The organism is Pseudoduganella sp. S-14 (assembly GCF_049913285.1).
GTDB lineage: Bacteria > Pseudomonadota > Gammaproteobacteria > Burkholderiales > Burkholderiaceae_D > Rugamonas.
Genome location: NZ_CP183991.1, coordinates 421,618 through 442,716, shown reverse-complemented (window position 1 = coordinate 442,716; position 21,099 = coordinate 421,618). Strand labels below are relative to the sequence as shown.

At 60.8% G+C, this 21,099-nt stretch carries 18 protein-coding genes; 9 read left to right on the top strand and 9 right to left on the bottom strand.

What is annotated here, in order from left to right:
• Positions 1-48 precede the first annotated feature (48 nt).
• Positions 49-1,047: a cyanophycinase gene (locus ACN9MZ_RS02100; RefSeq protein ID WP_426340684.1), complete on the bottom strand. Its 999-nt coding sequence runs from the start codon at positions 1,045-1,047 to the stop codon at positions 49-51.
• Between the two features lie 72 nt (positions 1,048-1,119).
• Positions 1,120-1,803 (bottom strand): Crp/Fnr family transcriptional regulator, encoded by a 684-nt coding sequence (locus ACN9MZ_RS02095; RefSeq protein WP_426340683.1) that lies wholly within the window; start codon positions 1,801-1,803, stop codon positions 1,120-1,122.
• Between the two features lie 133 nt (positions 1,804-1,936).
• Here ACN9MZ_RS02095 and ACN9MZ_RS02090 point away from each other — a divergent pair, with 133 nt between their 5' ends.
• The 9 genes from ACN9MZ_RS02090 to ACN9MZ_RS02050 all read left to right on the top strand — a co-directional run bounded on the left by ACN9MZ_RS02090 (position 1,937) and on the right by ACN9MZ_RS02050 (position 11,081).
• Positions 1,937-3,859 (top strand): AMP-dependent synthetase/ligase, encoded by a 1,923-nt coding sequence (locus ACN9MZ_RS02090; protein WP_426340682.1) that lies wholly within the window; start codon positions 1,937-1,939, stop codon positions 3,857-3,859.
• 14 nt (positions 3,860-3,873) lie between these two features.
• Positions 3,874-4,686 (top strand): ABC transporter ATP-binding protein, encoded by an 813-nt coding sequence (locus ACN9MZ_RS02085; protein WP_426167084.1) that lies wholly within the window; start codon positions 3,874-3,876, stop codon positions 4,684-4,686.
• Positions 4,687-4,692: 6 nt separating this feature from the next.
• Complete coding sequence (locus ACN9MZ_RS02080; protein ID WP_426337622.1) at positions 4,693-5,589, top strand: branched-chain amino acid ABC transporter permease; 897 nt, start codon at positions 4,693-4,695, stop codon at positions 5,587-5,589.
• A 3-nt stretch (positions 5,590-5,592) separates the two neighbouring features.
• The gene (locus ACN9MZ_RS02075) at positions 5,593-6,651 is read left to right on the top strand and encodes a branched-chain amino acid ABC transporter permease (protein WP_426340681.1); all 1,059 of its coding nucleotides are present in this window, start codon (positions 5,593-5,595) and stop codon (positions 6,649-6,651) included.
• A 28-nt stretch (positions 6,652-6,679) separates the two neighbouring features.
• Entirely contained in the window at positions 6,680-7,984 is a 1,305-nt protein-coding gene (locus ACN9MZ_RS02070) for an ABC transporter substrate-binding protein (RefSeq protein WP_426340680.1), read from the top strand.
• 7 nt (positions 7,985-7,991) lie between these two features.
• Positions 7,992-8,792 (top strand): ABC transporter ATP-binding protein, encoded by an 801-nt coding sequence (locus tag ACN9MZ_RS02065; RefSeq protein WP_426340679.1) that lies wholly within the window; start codon positions 7,992-7,994, stop codon positions 8,790-8,792.
• Positions 8,793-8,794: 2 nt separating this feature from the next.
• Positions 8,795-9,148 carry an MmcQ/YjbR family DNA-binding protein gene (locus ACN9MZ_RS02060; protein ID WP_426340678.1) on the top strand — a complete coding sequence of 118 codons (354 nt, stop codon included), beginning with the start codon at positions 8,795-8,797 and terminating at the stop codon, positions 9,146-9,148.
• Positions 9,148-10,404: a phenylacetate--CoA ligase family protein gene (locus tag ACN9MZ_RS02055; protein WP_426342852.1), complete on the top strand. Its 1,257-nt coding sequence runs from the start codon at positions 9,148-9,150 to the stop codon at positions 10,402-10,404. Before ACN9MZ_RS02060 ends, ACN9MZ_RS02055 begins: the two co-directional genes overlap by 1 nt.
• Positions 10,405-10,499: 95 nt before the next feature.
• A complete protein-coding gene (locus ACN9MZ_RS02050) occupies positions 10,500-11,081 on the top strand; it encodes a hypoxanthine-guanine phosphoribosyltransferase (RefSeq protein WP_426340677.1) in 582 nt (193 codons plus the stop codon).
• 2 nt (positions 11,082-11,083) lie between these two features.
• Here ACN9MZ_RS02050 and ACN9MZ_RS02045 read toward each other — a convergent pair whose 3' ends face one another.
• The 7 genes from ACN9MZ_RS02045 to ACN9MZ_RS02015 all read right to left on the bottom strand — a co-directional run bounded on the left by ACN9MZ_RS02045 (position 11,084) and on the right by ACN9MZ_RS02015 (position 21,098).
• Positions 11,084-12,517, bottom strand: coding sequence for an ATP-binding protein (locus ACN9MZ_RS02045; protein WP_426340676.1), 1,434 nt, complete (start codon positions 12,515-12,517; stop codon positions 11,084-11,086).
• Positions 12,510-13,223 carry a response regulator gene (locus ACN9MZ_RS02040; RefSeq protein WP_426340675.1) on the bottom strand — a complete coding sequence of 238 codons (714 nt, stop codon included), beginning with the start codon at positions 13,221-13,223 and terminating at the stop codon, positions 12,510-12,512. Before ACN9MZ_RS02040 ends, ACN9MZ_RS02045 begins: the two co-directional genes overlap by 8 nt.
• Positions 13,195-14,523 (bottom strand): ABC transporter substrate-binding protein, encoded by a 1,329-nt coding sequence (locus tag ACN9MZ_RS02035; RefSeq protein WP_426340674.1) that lies wholly within the window; start codon positions 14,521-14,523, stop codon positions 13,195-13,197. The genes ACN9MZ_RS02040 and ACN9MZ_RS02035 overlap by 29 nt, the downstream gene beginning before the upstream one ends.
• Positions 14,524-14,555: 32 nt before the next feature.
• Positions 14,556-15,893, bottom strand: coding sequence for a sugar MFS transporter (locus ACN9MZ_RS02030; RefSeq protein WP_426340673.1), 1,338 nt, complete (start codon positions 15,891-15,893; stop codon positions 14,556-14,558).
• Between the two features lie 62 nt (positions 15,894-15,955).
• Positions 15,956-18,559, bottom strand: coding sequence for a TonB-dependent receptor (locus tag ACN9MZ_RS02025; protein ID WP_426340672.1), 2,604 nt, complete (start codon positions 18,557-18,559; stop codon positions 15,956-15,958).
• Between the two features lie 90 nt (positions 18,560-18,649).
• Positions 18,650-19,900 carry an ABC transporter substrate-binding protein gene (locus ACN9MZ_RS02020; protein ID WP_426340671.1) on the bottom strand — a complete coding sequence of 417 codons (1,251 nt, stop codon included), beginning with the start codon at positions 19,898-19,900 and terminating at the stop codon, positions 18,650-18,652.
• 238 nt (positions 19,901-20,138) lie between these two features.
• Positions 20,139-21,098, bottom strand: a complete 960-nt coding sequence (locus tag ACN9MZ_RS02015) for an NAD(P)H-dependent flavin oxidoreductase (protein ID WP_426340670.1) — start codon at positions 21,096-21,098, stop codon at positions 20,139-20,141.
• Position 21,099: the final 1 nt, after the last annotated feature.

Sequence of the window (21,099 nt, the reverse complement as noted above, 5' to 3'; positions counted from 1 at the left end):
AAGCATGCCGCGGCATCCTGGGCTGGTCTGTTCGGGAACACTCGTTACTTAGTAAACGGAACCTCCTGGCTGGGTGGAGCTCAGCACGCCTTTGATGGCTGAGATGTTGTAGTTCACAGTAGAGTTACTGTAGCTGGCCCAGTTAGTCAGGCTGAAGCTGCCGCCGCCGGACAGGCGCTGCACGCCAACGTTGCGATAGGTGAGCGGGGTCTTGGGCTTGCAGACTTCTGGCACCCCGACGGTGTTGAGGAAGTAAGCGGAGCCGTTGCCCACACGCGTGGCGATTCCATTTTCCACCAGCAGCGCGGTTTCCACATCGACGCCAACGCCGTGCGTCATAGGCGTCCAGCCATCGTTCACGATGCGCGCCATGAAGGTCACCAGGCGCCCCATGCGGTCACGCGAATCGAGGTGCATGTCGGTGATCATATTGCCCATGCCAGGCAAAGCCAGGAAGTCACGTCCGAGCGAGACCGATTTGTCATAGGGATTGGATAGCGCCTGGGGCGAGGTGATCGAGCCATTCAGGGCGTTGAAAACATACTGGCTCATCACGGCCAGGCCGGCACTGGTGCCGCCGATGGGGACATTCTTGTTGGCCAGCCCCTGGATCGCGGCCTGCAGCGGTGTGTCTTTCCAGTCCTCCCAGTAATTGGCCTGGTCGCCGCCGGCGATCCACAAGGCTTCGGCATTACGCACGCGCTCAAGCACAAACGGATCATTTGCCGCCGCGCGGTTAGGGATGATCAGCGTTTCCACCGACGTGACGCCGCCACCAAAAGCGTAGATGTAGGGGTTATAGGCATCCGTGCCCGTGGCGCGGATCACCACGAAATTGCCGCCCCCTGCCTTCTGGATCATCCAACGGAATGCGTCGTCCACATCCGTTCCCCCTCCCATCAATACCAGCGATGGCTGGGCTGGCTGAGGCCTTGTCACGTTGGCGGGGTCGCCCACCACATAGAACTCATATTGCTTTGCAGATTGCGCTGAAGCCGAGACGCACAGGGACAATACCAACAGCAAGAGGGCAGGCAGGGAACGCATGGCAAACTCCACTGAAGTGATGAATATGAAAATTCATTTTACTCATCAGTGAAAGCGCATGCTGCACATTATTCATGCCTCGAAGCGACGCAAACCATCCAGGTCGAGGATGCGGATGCCGCCGTAGTCGACGCGCAACAAACCCTGTTTTTCGAGCACTTGCAGGGCTTGGTTGGCGCGTTGGCGCGAGGAGCCTGACAGGAGCCCAACTTCTTCCTGCGAAATCTGCACCAGCCGCTCGATGCCTGGATACAGGTGGGAATTAAATAGTGACGCAAGGCAGCGTGCAACGCGTGTGTCCGGGTCCAGGAGGCGTTCGTTTTCCACCATGCCGATGAACTGACCCAAACGTTCGTTGAGCTGCATCAAGAGGAACCGGGTGAACGGTAGGCTATTCTCGAGCAGGTAGTGAAAGGTGGCGGCCGGCATGCGTGCGATGCGGCTGTCACGCAGTGTCATGGCGTCATATCGGCGGCGTTCATCTTTGAGTAATGAACCTTCGCCAAACCAGCCGCCAGGCGGCACGCCAGTAAATGTGACGCTTTTTCCGCTGGGCGAAAAATTATTCATTTTCACCATGCCTGAAATAATGCCGATCCAATTATCGACAATCTCGCCTTTATGGCAAACGAAGCCGCCTTTGGGGATGAATTCTTCGTAGCAGGTGGCCTCTACGCGCGCCAGCTGCTCCTCTGTAAGCACGGGCGCCCAGGTGGAACTGCGTATGGCTTCGATCAGGCTGGGTTCTGTTTTCATTGTTGCGTCGCACCATCAAAAGTCGACGAATTGTCTTTGAAATGACAACTTTGCGACATAGCACAGGCTAATATCATCACACAAAAAGCGCATCACAACTAAAAATGCGCACCTAAAAACCCAAGGAGACACCGTGCAGGATAATCTGACGACCTTCCCTCGCAGGCTGCTTCAGCATGGCAAGGAGCGGCCGCACAAGCCTGCGTTCCGCGAAAAGGACCTGGGCATCTGGCAGACCTGGGACTGGCAGCAGGTGAACGCCGAAGTACGCGCCCTGGCCTGCGGGCTGGCCGCGATCGGCTTCCAGCGTGGGATGAACCTGGCCATTATCGGCGACAACCGGCCGCGCCTGTACTGGTCGATGCTGGCGGCGCAATGCTTGGGCGGCGTGCCGGTACCGATGTACCAAGACGCGCCTGCAGCCGACATGTCCTTCGTGCTGGAAAACGCCGAAATCGCCTACGCCATCGTGGAAGACCAGGAGCAGGTCGACAAGCTGCTCGACCTGTGCGAACAGTGCCCGAACATCAAGCACATTGCCTACGAAGATGAGCGGGGGATGCGCAATTACACGCACCAGCAGCTGATGTCCTATGCCCGCCTGCAAGAACTGGGGCGCGAGTACGACAAGGCGCACCCGGGTTTTTACGAAGCCTCCATTGCCGAAGGCAAGGAGACCGATAACGCCATCATCCTGTACACCTCCGGAACCACGGGCAAGCCTAAAGGCGTGTGCCAGACGCACAAGGCCCTGCTGTCGGCTGCCGTTGGCGGCATCAGCTTCGACAAGCTGACCGACGAAGAAAACGTGCTGTCTTACCTGCCGATGGCGTGGGTGGGCGACTGCCTTTTCTCGTTCGCGCAAGCACTGACTGCCGGCTTTACCGTCAACTGCCCCGAATCGTCGGACACCGTGACCACCGACCTGCGCGAAATCGGGCCGTCCTACTATTTCGCGCCGCCGCGTATTTTCGAGAACATGCTGACGCAAGTGATGATCCGCATGGAGGACGCGGGCACGATCAAGCGCAAAATGTTCCATCACTTCATGGACGTCGCGCGCCGCGTGGGCTCAGACATCCTGGACGGCAAACAGGTGCCGCTGGGCGACCGTATCAGCTATTCCATCGGCAATGTGCTGGTGTATGGCCCGCTGCGCAATGTGCTGGGTATGTCGCGCATCCGTGTCGCCTACACAGCTGGTGCTGCAATCGGTCCGGACCTGTTCCGCTTCTATCGCTCGATTGGCGTCAACCTGAAGCAGTTCTACGGCTCCACCGAGACCTGCGCCTACATCTGCCTCCAGCCGGATGGCGAGATCAAGTTCGATTCCGTCGGAAAGCCGGCGCCTGGCGTGGAAGTGAAGCTGGCGCCGAACGGTGAAGTGCTGGTCAAGTCGCCGACCTTGATGCATTGCTATTACAAGCGCCCTGATGCGACGGCCGAGGCCATAGACGGCGAAGGCTATTTCCACACTGGCGACGCAGGCATCTTCGACAACGACGGCCACCTGCGCATCATCGACCGCGCAGCGGACGTGGGCAAGATGAACAACGGCGCCATCTTCGCGCCCAACTACATCGAAAACAAGCTGAAGTTCTTCCCCTTCATCAAGGAAGCCGTGGCATTCGGCAATGAGCGCGATAAGGTGACCGCCTTCATCAACATCGACATGGAGGCTGTTGGCAACTGGGCCGAACGGCGCGGCATTGCCTACTCCGGTTACACCGACCTGGCCGCGCATGAACAAACCTACGCGCTGGTCAAGGAATGCGTGGAAAAGGTCAACGCCGACCTGGCACAGGAAGCGCTGATGGCGGACACCCAGGTCCACCGGTTCCTGGTGCTGCACAAGGAGCTCGACCCTGACGATGATGAACTGACTCGTACCCGCAAAGTGCGCCGCAAGTTCATCGCCGAGAAATATGCGGTGCTGATCGAGGCACTGTACGGCGGCAAGGCTTCACAATACATCGAAACCCAGGTCAAGTTCGAAGACGGGCGCACCGGCACGGTGGCAGCCGACCTTCGGATCATGGACCTCAAGGCAGCATAAGCGGGGAAGCCACCATGCAAATGAACGAACCGGAAGCCATCACGGCTGGCCGCAAGATCGGCGACGTGATCCTGGACCTGCGCAATATCTCGCTGTCGTTCGGCGGCGTGAAGGCGCTGACCAATATCTCCTTTGATGTGCGTGAGCACGAAATCCGGGCCATCATTGGCCCCAACGGCGCGGGCAAAAGCTCGATGCTGAACGTGATCAACGGCGTGTACCGCCCGCAGCAAGGCGAGATCATCTACCGCGGCCAGCATCGCAAGAATATGGATTGCTATGCCGCCGCCAAATCGGGTATCGCACGCACTTTCCAGAATATCGCGCTGTTCAAGGGCATGACTGTGCTGGACAACATCATGACCGGCCGCAACCTGAAGATGAAGTCGAACTTCCTGCTGCAAGCCCTGTATTGGGGGCCGGCGCGCCGCGAAGAGATCGAACATCGGCGCAAATGCGAGGAGGTGATCGACTTCCTCGAGATCCAGCATATCCGCAAGACGCCGGTCGGACGCCTGCCCTATGGCCTGCAAAAACGCGTTGAACTGGGCCGGGCGCTGGCCGCCGAACCGCAGATCCTGCTCCTGGACGAACCGATGGCCGGCATGAACGTGGAAGAAAAGCAGGACATGTGCCGCTTCATACTTGACGTGAACGAACAGTTCGGCACCACCATCGTGCTGATCGAACACGATATGGGCGTGGTGATGGATATCTCGGACCGCGTGGTGGTGCTGGACTACGGCAAGAAGATCGGCGACGGCACGCCGGATGAAGTCCGCACCAATCAGGATGTGATCGATGCTTACCTCGGAGTGGCCCACTAAATGGATATCAACTTCTTTGCCGAAGTGCTGATCGGCGGCCTGCTGTCGGGCGTCATGTACGCGCTGGTAGCCATCGGCTTTGTGCTGATCTATAAAGCCTCCGGCGTATTCAATTTTGCCCAGGGCGCCATGGTGTTCTTCGCGGCGCTGACCTGCGTCGGCTTCATGGACAAGTTCGGACTGTCGCTGTGGCTCGCCATTCCCGCCACCGTGCTGGCGATGATCATCCTCGGCCTGGCGATCGAACGAGTGGTCCTACGGCCCCTGGTGAACCAGCCGGAGATTACGCTGTTCATGGCCACTATCGGGCTGGCCTTCTTCATCGAAGGACTGGCGCAACTGATCTGGGGCTCCCAGGTGCACAAGCTGGACATCCCGATCGAGGATGTGCCAAGTGAAATCCTGATGGAGAAATTCAATATCATCGTTTCCAAGTTCGACCTGACCGCTGCCGCCATTTGCGGTGTGATGGTTGCGGCGCTGGCGCTCATGTTCGCCAAAACCAAGGTTGGTCGCGCGCTGCGCGCTGTGGCCGACGATCACCAGGCTGCACAGGCAGTCGGCATTCCGCTGCAGCGCATCTGGGGCATCCTGTGGGCGGTGGCGGGCATGGTTGCCCTGGTCGCGGGCATGCTGTGGGGCGCGCGCAATGGCGTGCAGTTCGCGCTGACCTTCATCGCGCTGAAGGCGCTGCCGGTGCTGATCCTGGGCGGCTTCACATCGGTGCCAGGCGCAATTGTCGGCGGCCTGATTATCGGTGCTTCCGAAAAATTGGCCGAAGTGTATATCGGCCCGCATGTGGGCGGCGGCATCGAAGGCTGGTTTCCTTATGTGCTGGCCCTGCTGTTCCTGTTGGTGCGCCCGGAAGGGCTGTTCGGCGAAAAAATCATCCGGAGGATTTGAGCGATGTTCTACCGCGAAGCAGGACAATTCAAGACCAGCTACGAGGCGGACGGCCAGATCCTGCCGATCCGCCAGGACCGTATTGCGCTGTTCACCACACTGGCGATCGCGCTGCTGGTGCTGCCGCTGATATCGTCGCCTTACATGCTGTCGGCCATTTTCATTCCCTTCCTGATTTTCGCTCTGGCCGCGCTGGGACTGAATATCCTGACCGGTTATGCAGGCCAGCTCTCGCTCGGCACCGCGGCTTTCATGGCTGTGGGCGCGTTCGCCGCCTATAACTTCATGCTGCGCGTTCCAGGCATCCCGGTACTGCTGGCCTTTGTGCTGGGCGGCCTGTGCGCCGCTATGGTCGGCATGGCCTTCGGACTGCCTTCACTGCGCATCCGCGGCTTTTACCTGGCTGCATCCACCCTGGCGACGCAATTCTTCGTGGTGTGGTGCCTGACCAAGATCGGTTGGCTGACGAATTACAGCTCCTCCGGCGTGATCACCGCGCAAAAAATGGAAATCTTCGGCTATGCCTTCGACACGCCGGAACGCAAGTACCTGCTCGTGCTGGGGGTGGTGGCGATCATGGCCCTGCTGGCGAAGAACATGATTCGCTCCAACGTAGGCCGCTCCTGGATGGCGGTGCGCGACATGGACGTGGCGGCAGAGGTGATCGGCATTCGCCTGATGCGCACCAAGCTGCTGGCATTCGCGGTTAGCTCGTTCTACTGCGGCGTGGCTGGCGCACTGTACGCGTTTGCCTACCTCGGAACCGTGGAGCCGGAAGCCTACAACCTGGACCTGTCTTTCCGCATCCTGTTCATGATCATCATTGGCGGCGTCGGTTCCGTGCTCGGCTCCTTCCTTGGCTCCGCCTTCATCGTCCTGCTGCCGGTATTCCTGAATATCGTGGCGCACGGCCTGGCGCTGCCTACTACCGTGGCATCGAACCTGGAATTGATGGTGTTCGGCGCCCTGATCATTTTCTTCCTGATCGTGGAACCCCACGGTCTGGCGCGTTTGTGGCAAATCGGTAAAGAGAAGCTCCGCCTGTGGCCTTTCCCGCACTGAGCGGCAACTATAAAACTGGAGACAACACATGAAATCGTTCGTACTTGGCATTGCCGTAGCAAGCAGCATCGTCGCCAGCAGCGCATGGGCGCAACCAGCCGAGCAATTCGTCGCCCTGCCCTCCTATCGCGTCGGTCCTTATGCGGCAGGCGGCTCCGGCTTTTATGGCGGCATCATCGACTACTTCAACCTGGTCAATGCCAACGGCGGCGTCAATGGCGTGAAAATCAGTTGGGAAGAATGCGAGACCGAATACAATCCTTCGCGCGGGGTGGAATGTTATGAGCGCCTGAAAACCAAGAACGGCGGCGCCACCGTTGTGGAACCGCTGTCCACCGGCATTGCCTACGGCATCCTGGACCGCATCCCGCAGGACAAGATCCCGATGACGACCCTGGGCTATGGCCGCTCCGACGCGGCCAACGGCAAGGTCTTCCCGTATGTTTTCCCATTGATTTCCAACTATTGGAGCCAGGCCGCCGCCATGGTGAAATACCTGGGCGAAAAGAGCGGCGGCATGGACAAACTGAAAGGCAAGAAGATCGTCCACCTGTACCATGACTCCGCCTTCGGCAAGGAACCGTTGCCGGTGCTGGAAGCGATGTCCGCACAATACGGCTTTGAACTGATCAAAATCCCGGTCGCGCCGCCAGGCAGCGAGCAGCAGTCGCAATGGCTGCAGATCCGCCAGGCCAAACCGGATTACGTGATTCTGTGGGGCTGGGGCGTGATGAATTCCGTTGCCATCAAGACCGCACAACGCAACGGTTTCCCGCGCGAGAAGATGCTGGGCGTGTGGTGGGCAGGCTCTGAAGAAGATACCGTGCCATCGGGCGATGCGGCGAAGGGCTATACCTCGATGACCTTCAACACCCCCGGCAACTACCCTCTGCTGGATGAACTGCGCAAGAAAGTGTATGCCAGCGGCAAGGGCAACCTGGCCGACCAGGGCCGCATCGGTTCGGTCTACCACATGCGCGGCCTGACGGCAGGCGTGATGTATGTGGAAGCGATGCGTGCGGCCCAGGAAAAGTTCGGCAAGGGAAAAGCGGTCACTGGCGAACAACTGCGCTGGGGCTTCGAAAACCTGAACATCGACGAAGCCCGCCAAAAGACACTGGGCGTGTTCAACATGTTCCCGACCGTGAAGACTTCCTGCGACGATCACGAGGGCTCGGGCGCTGTGAAAGTCCAGCAATGGGACGGCAAGGCCTGGAAGGCTGTGACGCCAAACTGGGTGGTGGGCGACAAAGTCCTGCTGCGCAAGCTGGTGGACGAATCGTCCGGCAAATACGCCGCTGAAAAGAAAATCACGCCTGCCTGCATGAAGTGAGAGGCTTATGAGCTACCTGTCGGTAAATAACATCGAGGTCATTTACGACCATGTGATCCTGGTGCTGAAAGGCGTGTCGCTGCAGGTCCCGCAGGGCAAGATCGTTGCCCTGCTGGGCGCCAACGGCGCCGGCAAGTCCACCACGCTGAAGACCATCTCGACCCTGCTTCGCGGCGAACGCGGCGACGTAACCAAGGGCGAGGTGCAATTCAAGGGTGAACGCATCGACCAGCTCACGCCCAATGAGCTGGTCAAGCGCGGGCTGTCGCAAGTGATGGAGGGGCGCCACTGTTTCGGTCACCTGACCATCGAGGAGAATTTGCTGACCGGGGCTTATACGCGCAGTGCATCGCGCGGCGAAATGAAGGAATCGCTGGAAAAGGTCTATCACTACTTCCCCCGCCTGCGCGAACGCCGCAACAGCCAGGCGGGCTATACCTCCGGCGGCGAGCAGCAGATGTGCGCCATTGGCCGCGCACTGATGGCGAAGCCGTCCATGATTCTGCTGGACGAGCCCTCGATGGGCATCGCGCCTCAGATCGTGGAAGAGATCTTCGGCATCGTGAAGGACCTGAACGCGAAAGAGAACGTGTCTTTCCTGCTGGCGGAGCAGAACACCAATGTGGCGCTGCGCTATGCCGACTTTGGCTACATCCTCGAGAACGGCCGGGTGGTGATGGAAGGCGAGGCCAGCGAACTGGCCAGCAACGAAGACGTTAAAGAGTTCTACCTCGGCATGTCCGGTGCCGGCCGCAAGAGCTTCCGCGACATGAAATTCTACCGACGCCGCAAACGCTGGTTAGCTTAACGATGAACCTGAACAAAGCAAAAGAATTCTGCCGCACCCTGCCTGGTACCACTGAAGACATCAAATGGGAGTGTAATCGGGTGTTCTCGGTTGGCGAAAAGATGTTCGCTGTGATGGACGCGAAGGATAAGGACAAGTCAATCAGCTTCAAGGTGGACGATGACCGCTTCCTGGAACTGACGGACCGCGAAGGCATCATCCCGGCACCCTACCTGGCGCGTGCCAGGTGGGTGATGGTGCAGGACCTTTCCAAGCTACCGGACGCGGAAGCGAAGGCGCTGCTCAAGCGCTCGCATGAGCTGGTGTTCGCAAAATTGACCAAGAAACTGCAACGCGAGATTGAAGGAGCGGCATGATGGCCGAAACCCTGGACAGCCTCGAGACGCGCCCGCGCGCCGAGCGCGAACGCGATTTGATGGAACGCCTGCCGCTGCTGGTAGCGCAAGCACAGTCGGCGCCTGGCTGGGCGCGCATCCTCTCCGGCGTTGATGCGTCGCGCATCAACAGCCGCGAAGCGCTGGCCCAACTGCCTGTGACGCGCAAGTCCGACCTCAAGGGGCTGCAGGCACAGGAACGCCCCTTCGGTGGCCTGAACAGCACCCCGGCCGGCAAGCTGGGACGCATTTTCATGTCTCCCGGTCCTATTTTCGATCCCGAAGGCCGCTCAATCGACTGGTGGCGCTTCTCGCGCCCCATGTTCGCCACCGGCGTACGCCCCGGCTGCCTGGTGCAGAACTGCTTCTCCTATCATTTCACCCCTGCCGCCTTCATGGTGGAAGGCGGCGCTGCCCGCATCGGCTGCACGGTGATCCCCGCCGGCGCAGGCCAGACTGAGTTGCAGGTCCAGGCCATGGCGGAACTGCAGCCGGATACCTATATCGGCACGCCCTCCTTCCTGAAGATCATCATCGAGAAGGCCGCCGAAATGGGCGCAGACATCAGCAGCGTGAAGCGCGCCATGATGGGCGCGGAAGCCCTGCCTGAATCGCTGCGCAAGTGGTTCGCCGAACATGGCGTGCCCGAAGTGATTTCCACCTATGCCTCCGCCGACATCGGCAGCATCGCTTACGAAACGCGCAGCAACGGCAAGCTCAATCCTGGCATGGTGCTGGACGAGGATGTGCTGCTGGAAATCGTCCGTCCCGGCTCCGGCGATCCAGTCGCGCCGGGCGAAGTAGGCGAGGTGGTCGTCACCTTGTTCAACCCCGACTACCCGCTGATCCGCTTCGCCACCGGCGACTTGTCGGCCGTGCTGGTGGATAGCGCACCATCGCCTTGCGGCCGCACCAACACCCGCATCAAAGGCTGGCTGGGCCGCGCCGACCAGACGACCAAGGTGCGCGCCATGTTTGTCCACCCCTCGCAGGTACACGAGATCGCACGCCGCCATCCCGGCATGGGCAAGGCACGCCTGGTCGTTTCGGGAAAGATCGCCGACGAAGTCATGACGCTGCATTGCGAGGCCGACGATCCCGCGTTGGAGGCCCAGGCCAGCGACATCGTCGCCACGATCCGCGACATCACCAAACTGCGCGGCGAAGTGCGTTTCGCGCCGCGCGGCAGTTTGCCAAATGACGGCAAGATCATCGACGATGTGCGCGATTACAGTTGAGATGCCGCAGCGTGTGGCGTAAATCCAACTGTGCCTAGGGCAGGCGGCGGAATGGCGGGATAATTGAGCCATTCTTGACCTGCCTCAGAAACATCATGCAAGACTTTCACCACGACCGCGCACGCGCCCTCCTCAATAACGCCGAAGAACTGTTCGACAAGGAATCGGTACAAGCGGCAGTCAGCCGCATGGCCGACTCGCTGAACGACCGTTTCGGCGATCCGTCCAAGCAGGAGTTTCCCCTGGTGCTGGGGGTGATGGGCGGTGCTGTTGTCTTCACCGGCAACATCCTGCCGCAGCTGACTTTTCCGCTTGAATTCGACTACATCCACGTCAGCCGTTACGGCGACGAGGACCAGGGCGGCAAAGTGGTGTGGAAAGTAGTCCCTCGCCCGACCGTATCCGGCCGCACGGTGATCGTGCTGGACGATATCCTCGACGAAGGCGAGACCCTGGCGCACGTCAAGGAACGCTTGCTGGAAATGGGCGCCAAGGAAGTCATCATCGCCGTCTTCTGCGACAAGGATATCGGCAAGTCCAAGCCGGTGAAGGCCGACCTGATCGGCATCACGATCCCGAACCGTTTCGTGGTCGGCTTTGGCATGGATGCCTATGGCTACTGGCGCAACTTGCCGGGGCTGTGGGCGCTCAATCCGGCAGACCTGAGCAAAGGCTGAATTCAGGCCGGCAGCCGGATTACCGCATTCAAGCCGCCGCCCGGGTGATTGGCCAGCACTAGCTGGCCGCCATGGCTATCCACAATTCCCTTGGCGATGCCGAGGCCCAGTCCCATGCCCGTATCATTGCGTTCGCGGCCATGGGACAGCCGCACATAAGGCTCCAGCAAGCTAGGTATCGCTTCTTCCGGCACGCCGGGGCCGTGGTCGCGCACCGCGATTTCCGTCCAGCCTTCCAAAGAATGCACGCTGATTTGCGCGCGCTCGCCGTAAAACAAGGCGTTATCGAGCAAGTTGCCAATCGCGCGCTTGAGCGCCAGCGGTTTGCCGCGCACGGCGATGCCGCTCTCGTCGTATGCCACATCGTGACCGGCCAGTTGCGCGCTGCGCACCAGGCGGCGGATCAGGGGGTCCAGCTTCACTTCGGTCGGGTTTTCGTGGATATCGCTGTCTTTCACGCATTGCAGCGCGCCTTTGACCATCATGTCCAGTTCATCCAGGTCTTCTTCGAATTCGTTGCGCAGGGCATCGTCATCGAGCAGCTCGGCGCGCAGCTTCAAGCGCGTGATCGGCGTGCGCAAGTCGTGCGAGATGGAGATGAACAGGCGTTCGCGGTCCCTGATGTATTTGGCAATGCGCTCGCGCATGGCGCCAAAGGCGCGCGCTGTGTTGACGAATTCCCGGCTGCCGGATTCCGGCAGGGCCGGAGCATGTTCGTCCTTGCCGAATGCTTCGGCTGCATCGGACAGCGCAGCCAGCGGGCGCGTGATCGAGCGAACGACGAGGAAGGACAGCAGCAGCAGCACGGCCAGCGACACGCCCTGCACTACCAGCTTGTCCAAGGACAGGGGGTCATTACTGTCCAGGAAATAGGGATTGGGCATCAAGGTAGCGAGGTACAGCCAGTTGCCCGGCTCAAGCTCCGTCTGGATTACCAGGATTGGCGCAGGATCGGGCTTGAGCAGCAGGATGTGGCGCACCCACGCTTCCGGCAGCTCGCCGACGCGCACGCCGTCAGGCGACACGGTCAGTTGCTCGGGCCAGGCGAAGTCGAGCCGCAGGCGGTTTTCCCCGGCCAGGTCCTTGCGCAGCGTGGTTTCCAGCGCGCTGAGCGCCGCCTGCGCCATTGCATTGGGCGCGATCGGCTGCACCTCGACCTCGCCGCGGTTCAGTGCGACGTAGAAGCGCGTGCCGCCCATTTCGCGGAATTGCTGGATCAGCAGGCTGCGGTAGCTTGGCGGCAAGCTGCGGAAAAAGCGGATCGAGCTGGCCGCGCCCTGCCCAAGGTATTGCGCGGCCGATTTCACGTCCGCTCGCGTCTTGTCGCGCAGCTGCATGGTCCACAGCGAGCTCACTGCCACTTGCGTCAACAACAAGCCTGCCACCATCACCAGCGACAGCCGCGCCAGCAGCGACTGCGGCCAAAGCCTACGCATGGGTCACGGCCACCGTGGCGGAAAACACATAGCCTGCGCCGCGCACCGTCTTGATCAGCATCGGTTGCTTGCCATCGTCGTTGAGACGCAGGCGCAGGCGGCTGATTTGCACGTCCAGCGAACGATCGAGCGGCCCGGAATCTCGCCCGCGCGTTTCCTCGCACAGCACGCTGCGGTCCAGCACCGTGCCGGGGTGTTCTACGAAATATTTGAGGAGCTGGAAGTCGAGTCCCGTCAGCGCGAGCGGGGCGCCTTCGCTATCGACCACCGTGCGTTCCGCCAGGTCCAGCGTAAAGCCGTTGAAGTGGTATGCACGCACGGTGGGCGCCGGGTCGGCGCCAGCCCTGCGCAGGATCGCCTTGATGCGCGCCAGCAGCTCGCGCGGGCTGTATGGCTTGGCAATGTAATCGTCGGCGCCGAGTTCGAGTCCCACCACGCGGTCCGTTTCGTCCGAACTGGCGGTCAGCATGATGATCGGCAGGTTGGACCGCTGGCGCACGATGCGGCACAGCGCGAAGCCGTCGGTATCCGGTAGCATCACATCGAGGATCACCAGCGACAATTGCTCGGCGTGCGCATGCAGTTCAGCCAGGAAGCTCTCGCCGTTGTGGGCAAGGATCACCTCATACTGGTTTTTCTCCAGGTAGGTCTTGAGCAGCAGCCGGGTTTTTTGGTCGTCATCGACGATCAGTATCTTGCGTGGCATGTTGGCTTCCTTGCTGTTTGTGGGAACGGAGATTCAAAGTCCGCAGGAGACCGGCCAGGCGGCGCTGCGTTTCCGCCGGCGCCACGGCGTCATCCATGTAGAAGCGATGTACCTCGGCGATGATGGCGTCGCGGCTCTCTTCGTCGGCCGCCATGCGGTGCACCAGGCTTGGCGCCTGTGCAGCCGTGCCTCGCGCGAAACTGCGCCACGACGAGCGCGCGCAGCTGTCCATCGCTGCCGGGTTGGCGTCGCGCCGTACCGGCACCGAGCCCTTGGCAGCGCTGTATTGCTGTTGTGCGAGCGGCGACATCACGGCCTTCGCCAGCTTTTCCTGTGCCGCCTGGTGGGTGTAATCGTTGACGAACATCGCCAGCGTGTCCACGCTGTAGAGGTGATAGTTGTCCGTGCCGGGCAGCGGGCTGCAGGAAAAATCGGTGTCGATCTCCTGGCCCAATTCAGTCAGTTCGGCCTTGGCCCAGTCGCCCATCACGAACATTGCCGCCTCGCCGCGCGAGAAGCGCTTGACAGCCTCGGTCCAGGGCTGCTCTTCGGCCGGACTAAGCATCCAGCTCTTCATGCTGCGCAGGCGCTGCAAAGCCTGCGCCAGGCGCGGGTCGACGGCCGCCTGCGGACTTTGGCGCACGAACAGCTCGCGGTAATACTCGGGACCGCCGGCCAACAGCAACAGGTTTTCGAACAGGGTCGCCACCTGCCACGGCTCGCTGCTCTGCACCAACGGGGCGATACCGGCGGCGCGCAGCCGGTGCACTGCCTTCTCGAGTTCAGGCCAGGACGTTGGCGGAGCCATGTTGAGGCGTTCGAACAGCCTGCGATTGTAGAAAAGTGTATTGATGCGATGAATGCCCAGCGGCGCCGCAACCACATGGCCGCGATGACGAACCAGCTCGCGCACAGTGGGGAAAAGCGCCTTGTTCCAGCTGCCGGAGTTGGCGACGCTATCCAGTTCAAGCAGCAGGCCCAGTTCCGCCCACTCGCCGATCGAGACGCCGATGATCTGCGTCGCATCCGGTGCATTGCCAGCCAGGACCCTGCTGCGCAGGACCTTGCCCGCCCCAAGGCCCGCGCCGCCGGGAATTGCGGCATCCTGCCAGGCGACGCCTTCATCCCCCAGGCGCGCCGCCAATACGTTGGCGGCGTGACGTTCCCCGGCCGAAGTCCACCAATGCAGCACCTGCAAGGAAGGCGCCGCCGCCTCGGCGGGCATTGACATCAGCATCAGGGGAAGTGAGAGCAGGCGCGCCAGGCGCGCGATCTGCAAACGCCGGTGGGACTTGTGCACCTACTACTCCAGCAGATAACGATCCGGCAATTCTATCTCCATGAAGTCATTTTGTGTCCTTTTACGGCATAGAACAGGATCAGGGCGTAGCATGGCAGCAGCAGCCAGTATGCTGCCTGCGAACCGGAGACGTCGGACAGGTGCCCATACAGCATCGGCAACAGAGCACCACCCGCGATCCCCATGATCAGCAGGGCCGAGCCGCTGGCGGTATAGCGCCCCAGGCCTTCCAGTGCCAGCGGCCAGATTGCCGGCCATACCAGGGCATTGGCGAAGCCCAGCATGGCGAGGAACATCACCGTGTCCGGCACCGCCGGCACACCGAATAGGCCCAACATGGCTTGCGACAAGCCGCTGCCAGTGGCCGAACCTTGGATAACGCCGAAGGAAAACGCGATCCCGCTCACCGCGGACAGCAAAAGCGCCTGTTTCTGCGACAGCCAGCGGGGAATCGCCACAATGCCGACGATATAGCCAGCCACCATGAAGCCCATGGTGTAGGAAGTGAGAATGCCGAATTTCTCCACATGCAGGCTATGCCCGTACAGGCCAATGGTGTCGCCCGCGATCACTTCCACACCGACGTAGACGAACAGCGCCAGCGCGCCCAGAACCAGTTGCGGGAACTGCAGCACGCCCCAGCGGGAAGTGCCTTCATCGCCACTGGCCCGCTGCCCAGGAATTTCACGCAGTGGCGCAAGGCGCACGATAACAGCCATCACCAGCAGCCCCACAGCCATCAAGCCATATGGCAGCACAAGCCGTTGCGCGAGCTGGCTGCGCAGCAGCGCCGCATCCGGCGCACTCATGGCGGCCAGCGTCGCGTCCGAATAGCTGCCGAAATCGGACAGCATCATTCCACTGAATGCCAGCGGTACCAGCACGCCCGCCGTCTTGTTGAACAAGCCCATGATGCTGATGCGGGTCGCAGCACTCTCGCGTGCACCGATACAGACGATGTAAGGGTTGATCGCCGTCTGCATCAGTGTCATGCCGCTGGCCAGCGTAAACAGTGCCAGCAGAAACAGCGGATAAGATGCCGCGCGCGCGGCCGGGATGAACAACACCGCGCCGAAGGCCATGACCGCGAGACCGATCGACATGCCGGCACGGTAGCCAGTACGGCGCAATACCGCGGCAGAAGGTAGCGCCATCAAGGTGTAGGCAATGTAAAACGCAAAGGTGACCCACAGCGACTGGAAGTTGTTAAGGTCGCAGGCGATCTTGAGGAAGGGGATCAGCGATCCGTTCAGCCATGTAGCGCAGCCAAGAATGAAAAACATCAGGCCAATGAAAGTCATGGCCACCGCCACGCTGGCGCCGGGGACGGCTTGTGCGCCGGCCATCTCGAGGGTCTGTTCTTTGTGCATGTGAATCCGAAGGGCGAAGATGAAGAGGCCCCCTCCCGGCCGGGAGGGGGCGTTGCGTCAAATCAGAACTTGCCGCGCAGGCCGACGCTATAGCGCGCGCCGTTTTCGTACACACCGACCGGCAAGCCGTCGGTGGTGTTGGTTCGAATCAGCTCATTGCCGATATTGACGGCGCTGGCGAAGATGCTCAACTGCGGGGTGATATCCCAGTTGGCGGTGGCATCCCATTGGCCGTAGGCGCTGGTCACGTCCTGGCCGCCCTGGTCCAGGCCACCGTAGGACTTGGAGCGGTAGTTGTACGACAGGCGCACGCTGTAGCTGTTCTTCTCGTAGAACACGCTGGCATTCATCTGGTTCTTCGAATTGCCGATGACATTCAGCTTGCGCCCGCCCGCAACCGCGCCGGTCTTGGCGTCGGTGTAGGTGAAGTTGACCACAGTGCCGAAGCCGCTGCTGCCAAACGCCTGCTGCCACTGGACCTCCAGGCCGTTGACCTTTGCGCCGTTGTCGGCATTGTGCGGACGGGTTACCGGACGCTGTACGCCTGCCACGTTCTCCATCGCCGTCGAAGTGTAAATGAAGGTATCGAGTTGCTTGGCGAAGGCAGTTGCCGACAGCAGCGACGCATCGGCGAAATACCACTCCGCACCAATCTCGAACTGGTTGGCGTGGTAAGGCTTGAGCAGCGGATTTCCGGCGGTGGCGGCATTGGTGGTGCCACTGACCTCCGTGCTGGCACTCAGGTCGCTGAAGGTGTTGCGGGCCATGACGCGCGAAGCGGCGGCGCGTAGCAGCAGATCCTTGCGGAAGTCGTACACCACGTTGATGTTCGGCAGTGCGTCAGTGTAGCTGCGGCCTACGCTGCCCAGCACATAGTTGCCGGCGCCATCCAGGTCTTGGTAAGCGTCTGAAGTCTGCTTGGTGCGCACCAGGCGCACGCCGAAGTCGCCGCGCCATTTATCGAAGGCATAGTCGGCGCGCACGTATGCGGCCGAAATCTTTTCCTGGATGCGGTAGTACTCGCCCTTGGCTTCCTTGTAGACCATGCCTTTGTCGTACATGGCGAAGCCTTTGCTTGCGGCCAAGGCGTCGTCCACCCAGGCGAACTGGGTCAGCGAGCCCGCCGTTGCGGCTTCCTGGCTGATCATCGGCGAAGCACCGGTGGAGAGATCGGCCAGGGTGTAAGGAATCCAGCCCACGCTGCCCGGGCCGACGGTACCGATGGTGCGGCGGTTCTGCACCTTGTTGTCGCGGTACTTCAGGCCTACCTTTACCGACTTGATGTAGGGGTTTTCCAGGTCGAAGGTCAGGTCGGCCTGGCCGTAGCTCTCCTTGCTCTCCATGCGGCGAATCCAGTCGCGCGCGCTCTGCAACGTCAGCTTGGTGGGGTCGAGCGGGCTCATGTCGAGGTATTTCACCTCATAGGTGTCCGGCGCGATATTGATCGTAGCGCGGGTGTTCCCGGTGAACCAGAAGTTGCGGTCATGCTTGCTGCCGCCGGAACCGGAAGTCGTGCCGGCCTGTGCATGCAGCCTCCAGTTGTCGCCGTCGTAACTGCCCTCAAGGTCCAGCACTTTCGATTTCACATAGGCTTCGCGGTAGATCGGCTCAAACGACACGCCGTTCACCGGCCCCACAGTCCCCCCTACCACGGACTTGCCGCCGTCCGAGTTGTTGATAAAGCGCGGGTTATCCACACGAATATTGTTGTTCGCATCAGCCAGGCCGCCAATCTGCCACAAGTAGTTCTGGTTGCTGTTATCCATCTTCATATCGGAATTGAGGTAATTCAGCGATATGTCGGATTGCGGGGTCGGGCGCAGTTGCAGGGTGATGTTGCCGGTGGTGCGCTCGCGATCCTGGCGGAAGATCGGCGTGCCGCCGCCCCAGGAAGCATATGCGTTCGGGGTAACCACGCCATTCTGGTCGACGATGTTGTACTTGGTCGCATCGGTGAAGTTTTCCAGGCCGTCGCGGCGCATCGTGCGCTCCTGGCGGCTCAGGGCAACCAGCACACCGAAGGTCTTGGCTTCGTTAACCCAGTTCACCAAGCCGGAAAACTGCGGGTCGGTTTTCTTCGGAAGCTCACTGTAGGTCGCCTCCGCCGAGGCTTGCGCGGTGAAGGGCTTCTTGAACTGCAACGGCTTACGCGTGCGAACGATCACCAAACCGCCAATGCTGCCTTCATCAAGATCGGCCGAAGGGCTCTTGAAGACATCGAGGCTACCCACCAGTTCGGACGGCAGGATGTCGTAGTTGAAACCGCGGCTTTGCGCATCATTTTTCCACCAGTAGGCGGAAGCGACCGATTGGCCGTTCAACTGCGTCATGTTCAGGTTCTTGTCGGTGCCGCGCACAAAGATGTCGCGGCCTTCGCCCCAGGTACGGTCGACCGAAATGCCAGGGATACGTTGAAGGGAATCGGCCACGTTCTTGTCCGGGAATTTGCCCAGGTCCTCCGCCGTGACGGAATCCACCACATTCAGCGCATCACGCTTCTCGGCCAGGTTGCGCTTCAGCGTTTCGCGAATGCCGCGAACTTCCACAGACTGCAGGGTGTCGGTGCCCTCCGCAGACTGTGCCTGCACGTTATGCAGTGCCAGCGTGCCGAACATCAGCGCGATCAACTGCGGTAGTTTCTTCCTTCCTAGCGGTGCTCCGTTCATTTCTTTTTCCTTATCGTCTCTAAAGCGCTGCAAAAAATTCCCCGGCATACTCCCCATGCCGGGGCCAACACACTGCTTGGGGGAGTGTGATCATTCCTGCTGTGGCAGATACCACTTCGCAAAACCGTTCTGGATGCGTGCCGCCGCTTCCCGCGCGCCCAGCTTTCCGTTCAGGACTTGCGCATTCACCGACCAAAGCTCGCTTTCCATATTTGGCAGGCCGCGGTTCATGATCAGCGCGTTCAGGCGGAAGTTCGAATCGCATGTCGTGCGCCAGGCGGCCATCTGCTTGGCCAGCGGGTCGCGGACTGCGATCAGGTGATTCGATAGCGTGAAAAAGCCGATCACGCGGTTGGTGTACAGGTCAGCAAACTCTTGAGAGCCGAGCCAGGCCAGGAACTTGTATGCGTCGGCCTTGTTGCGCGACTTGCGGTTGATGCCGATGCCGATGTCCATGTGGTCGGAAATCTGGCAGCGGTCGCCCGCCTGCCGCACCGGCGGCGCGAATACGCCCAGCTCAAGATCGGGGAACTGGTTGAAATAGGAGATGTCCCACGAGCCCGCAGGATAGATTGCCGCGTCGCCCTGGGCGAACAGCAGTTGGGCATCGCGGTAAGTCTGCACGAAGGCCGATTTGGGCATGTAAGCAGCCAGGCGCGCCTCGAACTCGAAGGCCGCAACGAAGGGCGCATCGGTGAATTTGGCCTTGCCGGCGATCAGGGCACGCCTGCCTTGCTCGCCGCCCCAGTAATTCGGGCCGATATTGGTGAACACGGTCTGGCTGGACAGCCATTCGTCGGCCGTGCCCAGCGCCAGCGGCGCGTACTGGCTTTTGCGAACCGCATCGAGCACGTTGAAGAATTCCGCTTCCGTTGCCGGTGGCTGCAGGCCCAGCTTCCTGAAGATTTTTTTGTTGTACAGGAAGCCGTGGATCACGGAGGCGACCGGCATGCAGAAGATATCCTTGCCGTCGTCCGTCTGCCACGCCACCAGCGAACCTGGTGCAAAGTTCTCCATCCCTGCCTTGCCGTTCAGCTTATCAAGGTAGCCACGGCGATACAGCAGCAGCGAGGTGTCGAAGGGGCGGCAGGCCAGCATATCGCCTGCGGTGCCGTTGCCGAGGCGGGCGGCCAGGCTGGTGTCGTATTCGGTGGGAGCGGTGGGCGAGAACTTTACCGAGATGCCCGGGTGCTTGCGTTCGAACGCGGGAAGCAGCACGGTTTCCCACAGGGCCTTGTCGTCAACCCGCCAGCTCTCCAGCACCAGGGCGCCGGCGCGTGCGGAGCTGGTGCAAATCAGCGCCAGGACTAGTGCGGCTCGCAGGATACGGCTGGTTGGCACGGCGGCTTCTCCACGGGGTGTTGTCGATCAGTAAATTCATGCTAACACCGTGAAAAATGTGACACCAGCGACGCCATCGCGTGCAGGCGCCATTCGTAAAACGTTGATTCTTATGAGGATTTTGCAGAATGACTGCGGCAGCGCTTACAAAACTTTACAGAGCAGCCGCCGCAGCCCGATGTTTGCGTTCACGTCTTGTCATGCGCGCTTACAAAACATTACGAAACGCGCGCAATTATTACGTGCGGAGCTGCAGGCGAGCGCGCGCAGCGTTGTATTCCGCCGTCATTCGTTCCACCAGTTCGGCGGTAGTCGGCACATCGTGCATCAAGCCGACGCCCTGTCCAGCGCCCCAGATATCGCGCCATGCCTTGGCTGTGCCGCTGTTGAAGCTCATTTTCGACTTGTCCGATTCCGGCAGGTTTTCTGGATCAAGCCCCGCCGCAACGATGGACTTTTTCAGGTAGTTGCCATGCACGCCGGTGAACAGGTTGGTGTAGACCACGTCCGCCGCCGACGATTCGATAATGGCTTCGCGGTAGTCCTCGGTGACATTGGATTCCTGGGTGGCCAGGAAACGCGAACCGACGTAGGCAAAGTCCGCCCCCATCGCTTGCGCGGCCAGCACCGCGTCGCCGGTCGCGATCGATCCGGACAGCGCCAGCGGGCCGTCGAAGAAGCGCCGCACTTCGCCCACCAGCGCAAACGGCGACAGCGTCCCGGCATGGCCGCCCGCACCGCTGGCGACCAGGATCAGGCCATCCACGCCCGCCTCCAGCGCCTTCTGCGCGTGGCGGATATTGATCACGTCATGCAGCACGATGCCGCCGTAGCTGTGGATAGCATCCAACATTTCCACAGGCGGCGCGCGCAGCGAAGAAATGATGATCGGCACCTTGTGGCGCACGCATACTTCCACATCGTGCTCCAGGCGTTCGTTGGAATGGTGGACGATCTGGTTGACCGCGATCGGGCCCACGCGCACGCCGGGATTCGCGGCCTGGTAGTCAGCCAGTTCCTTCTGCAGGTCCGTCAACCAGGTATCAAGCAGTTCCTTCGGCCGCGCGTTCAGCGCTGGGAAGGAGCCAACGATACCCGCCTTGCACTGGGCTGCCACCAGCGCAGGGCCGCTGGCGATGAACATGGGGGAAGCGATGACTGGCAGGGTCAGGTTCTGCAATGCGGCTGGTAATGTCATG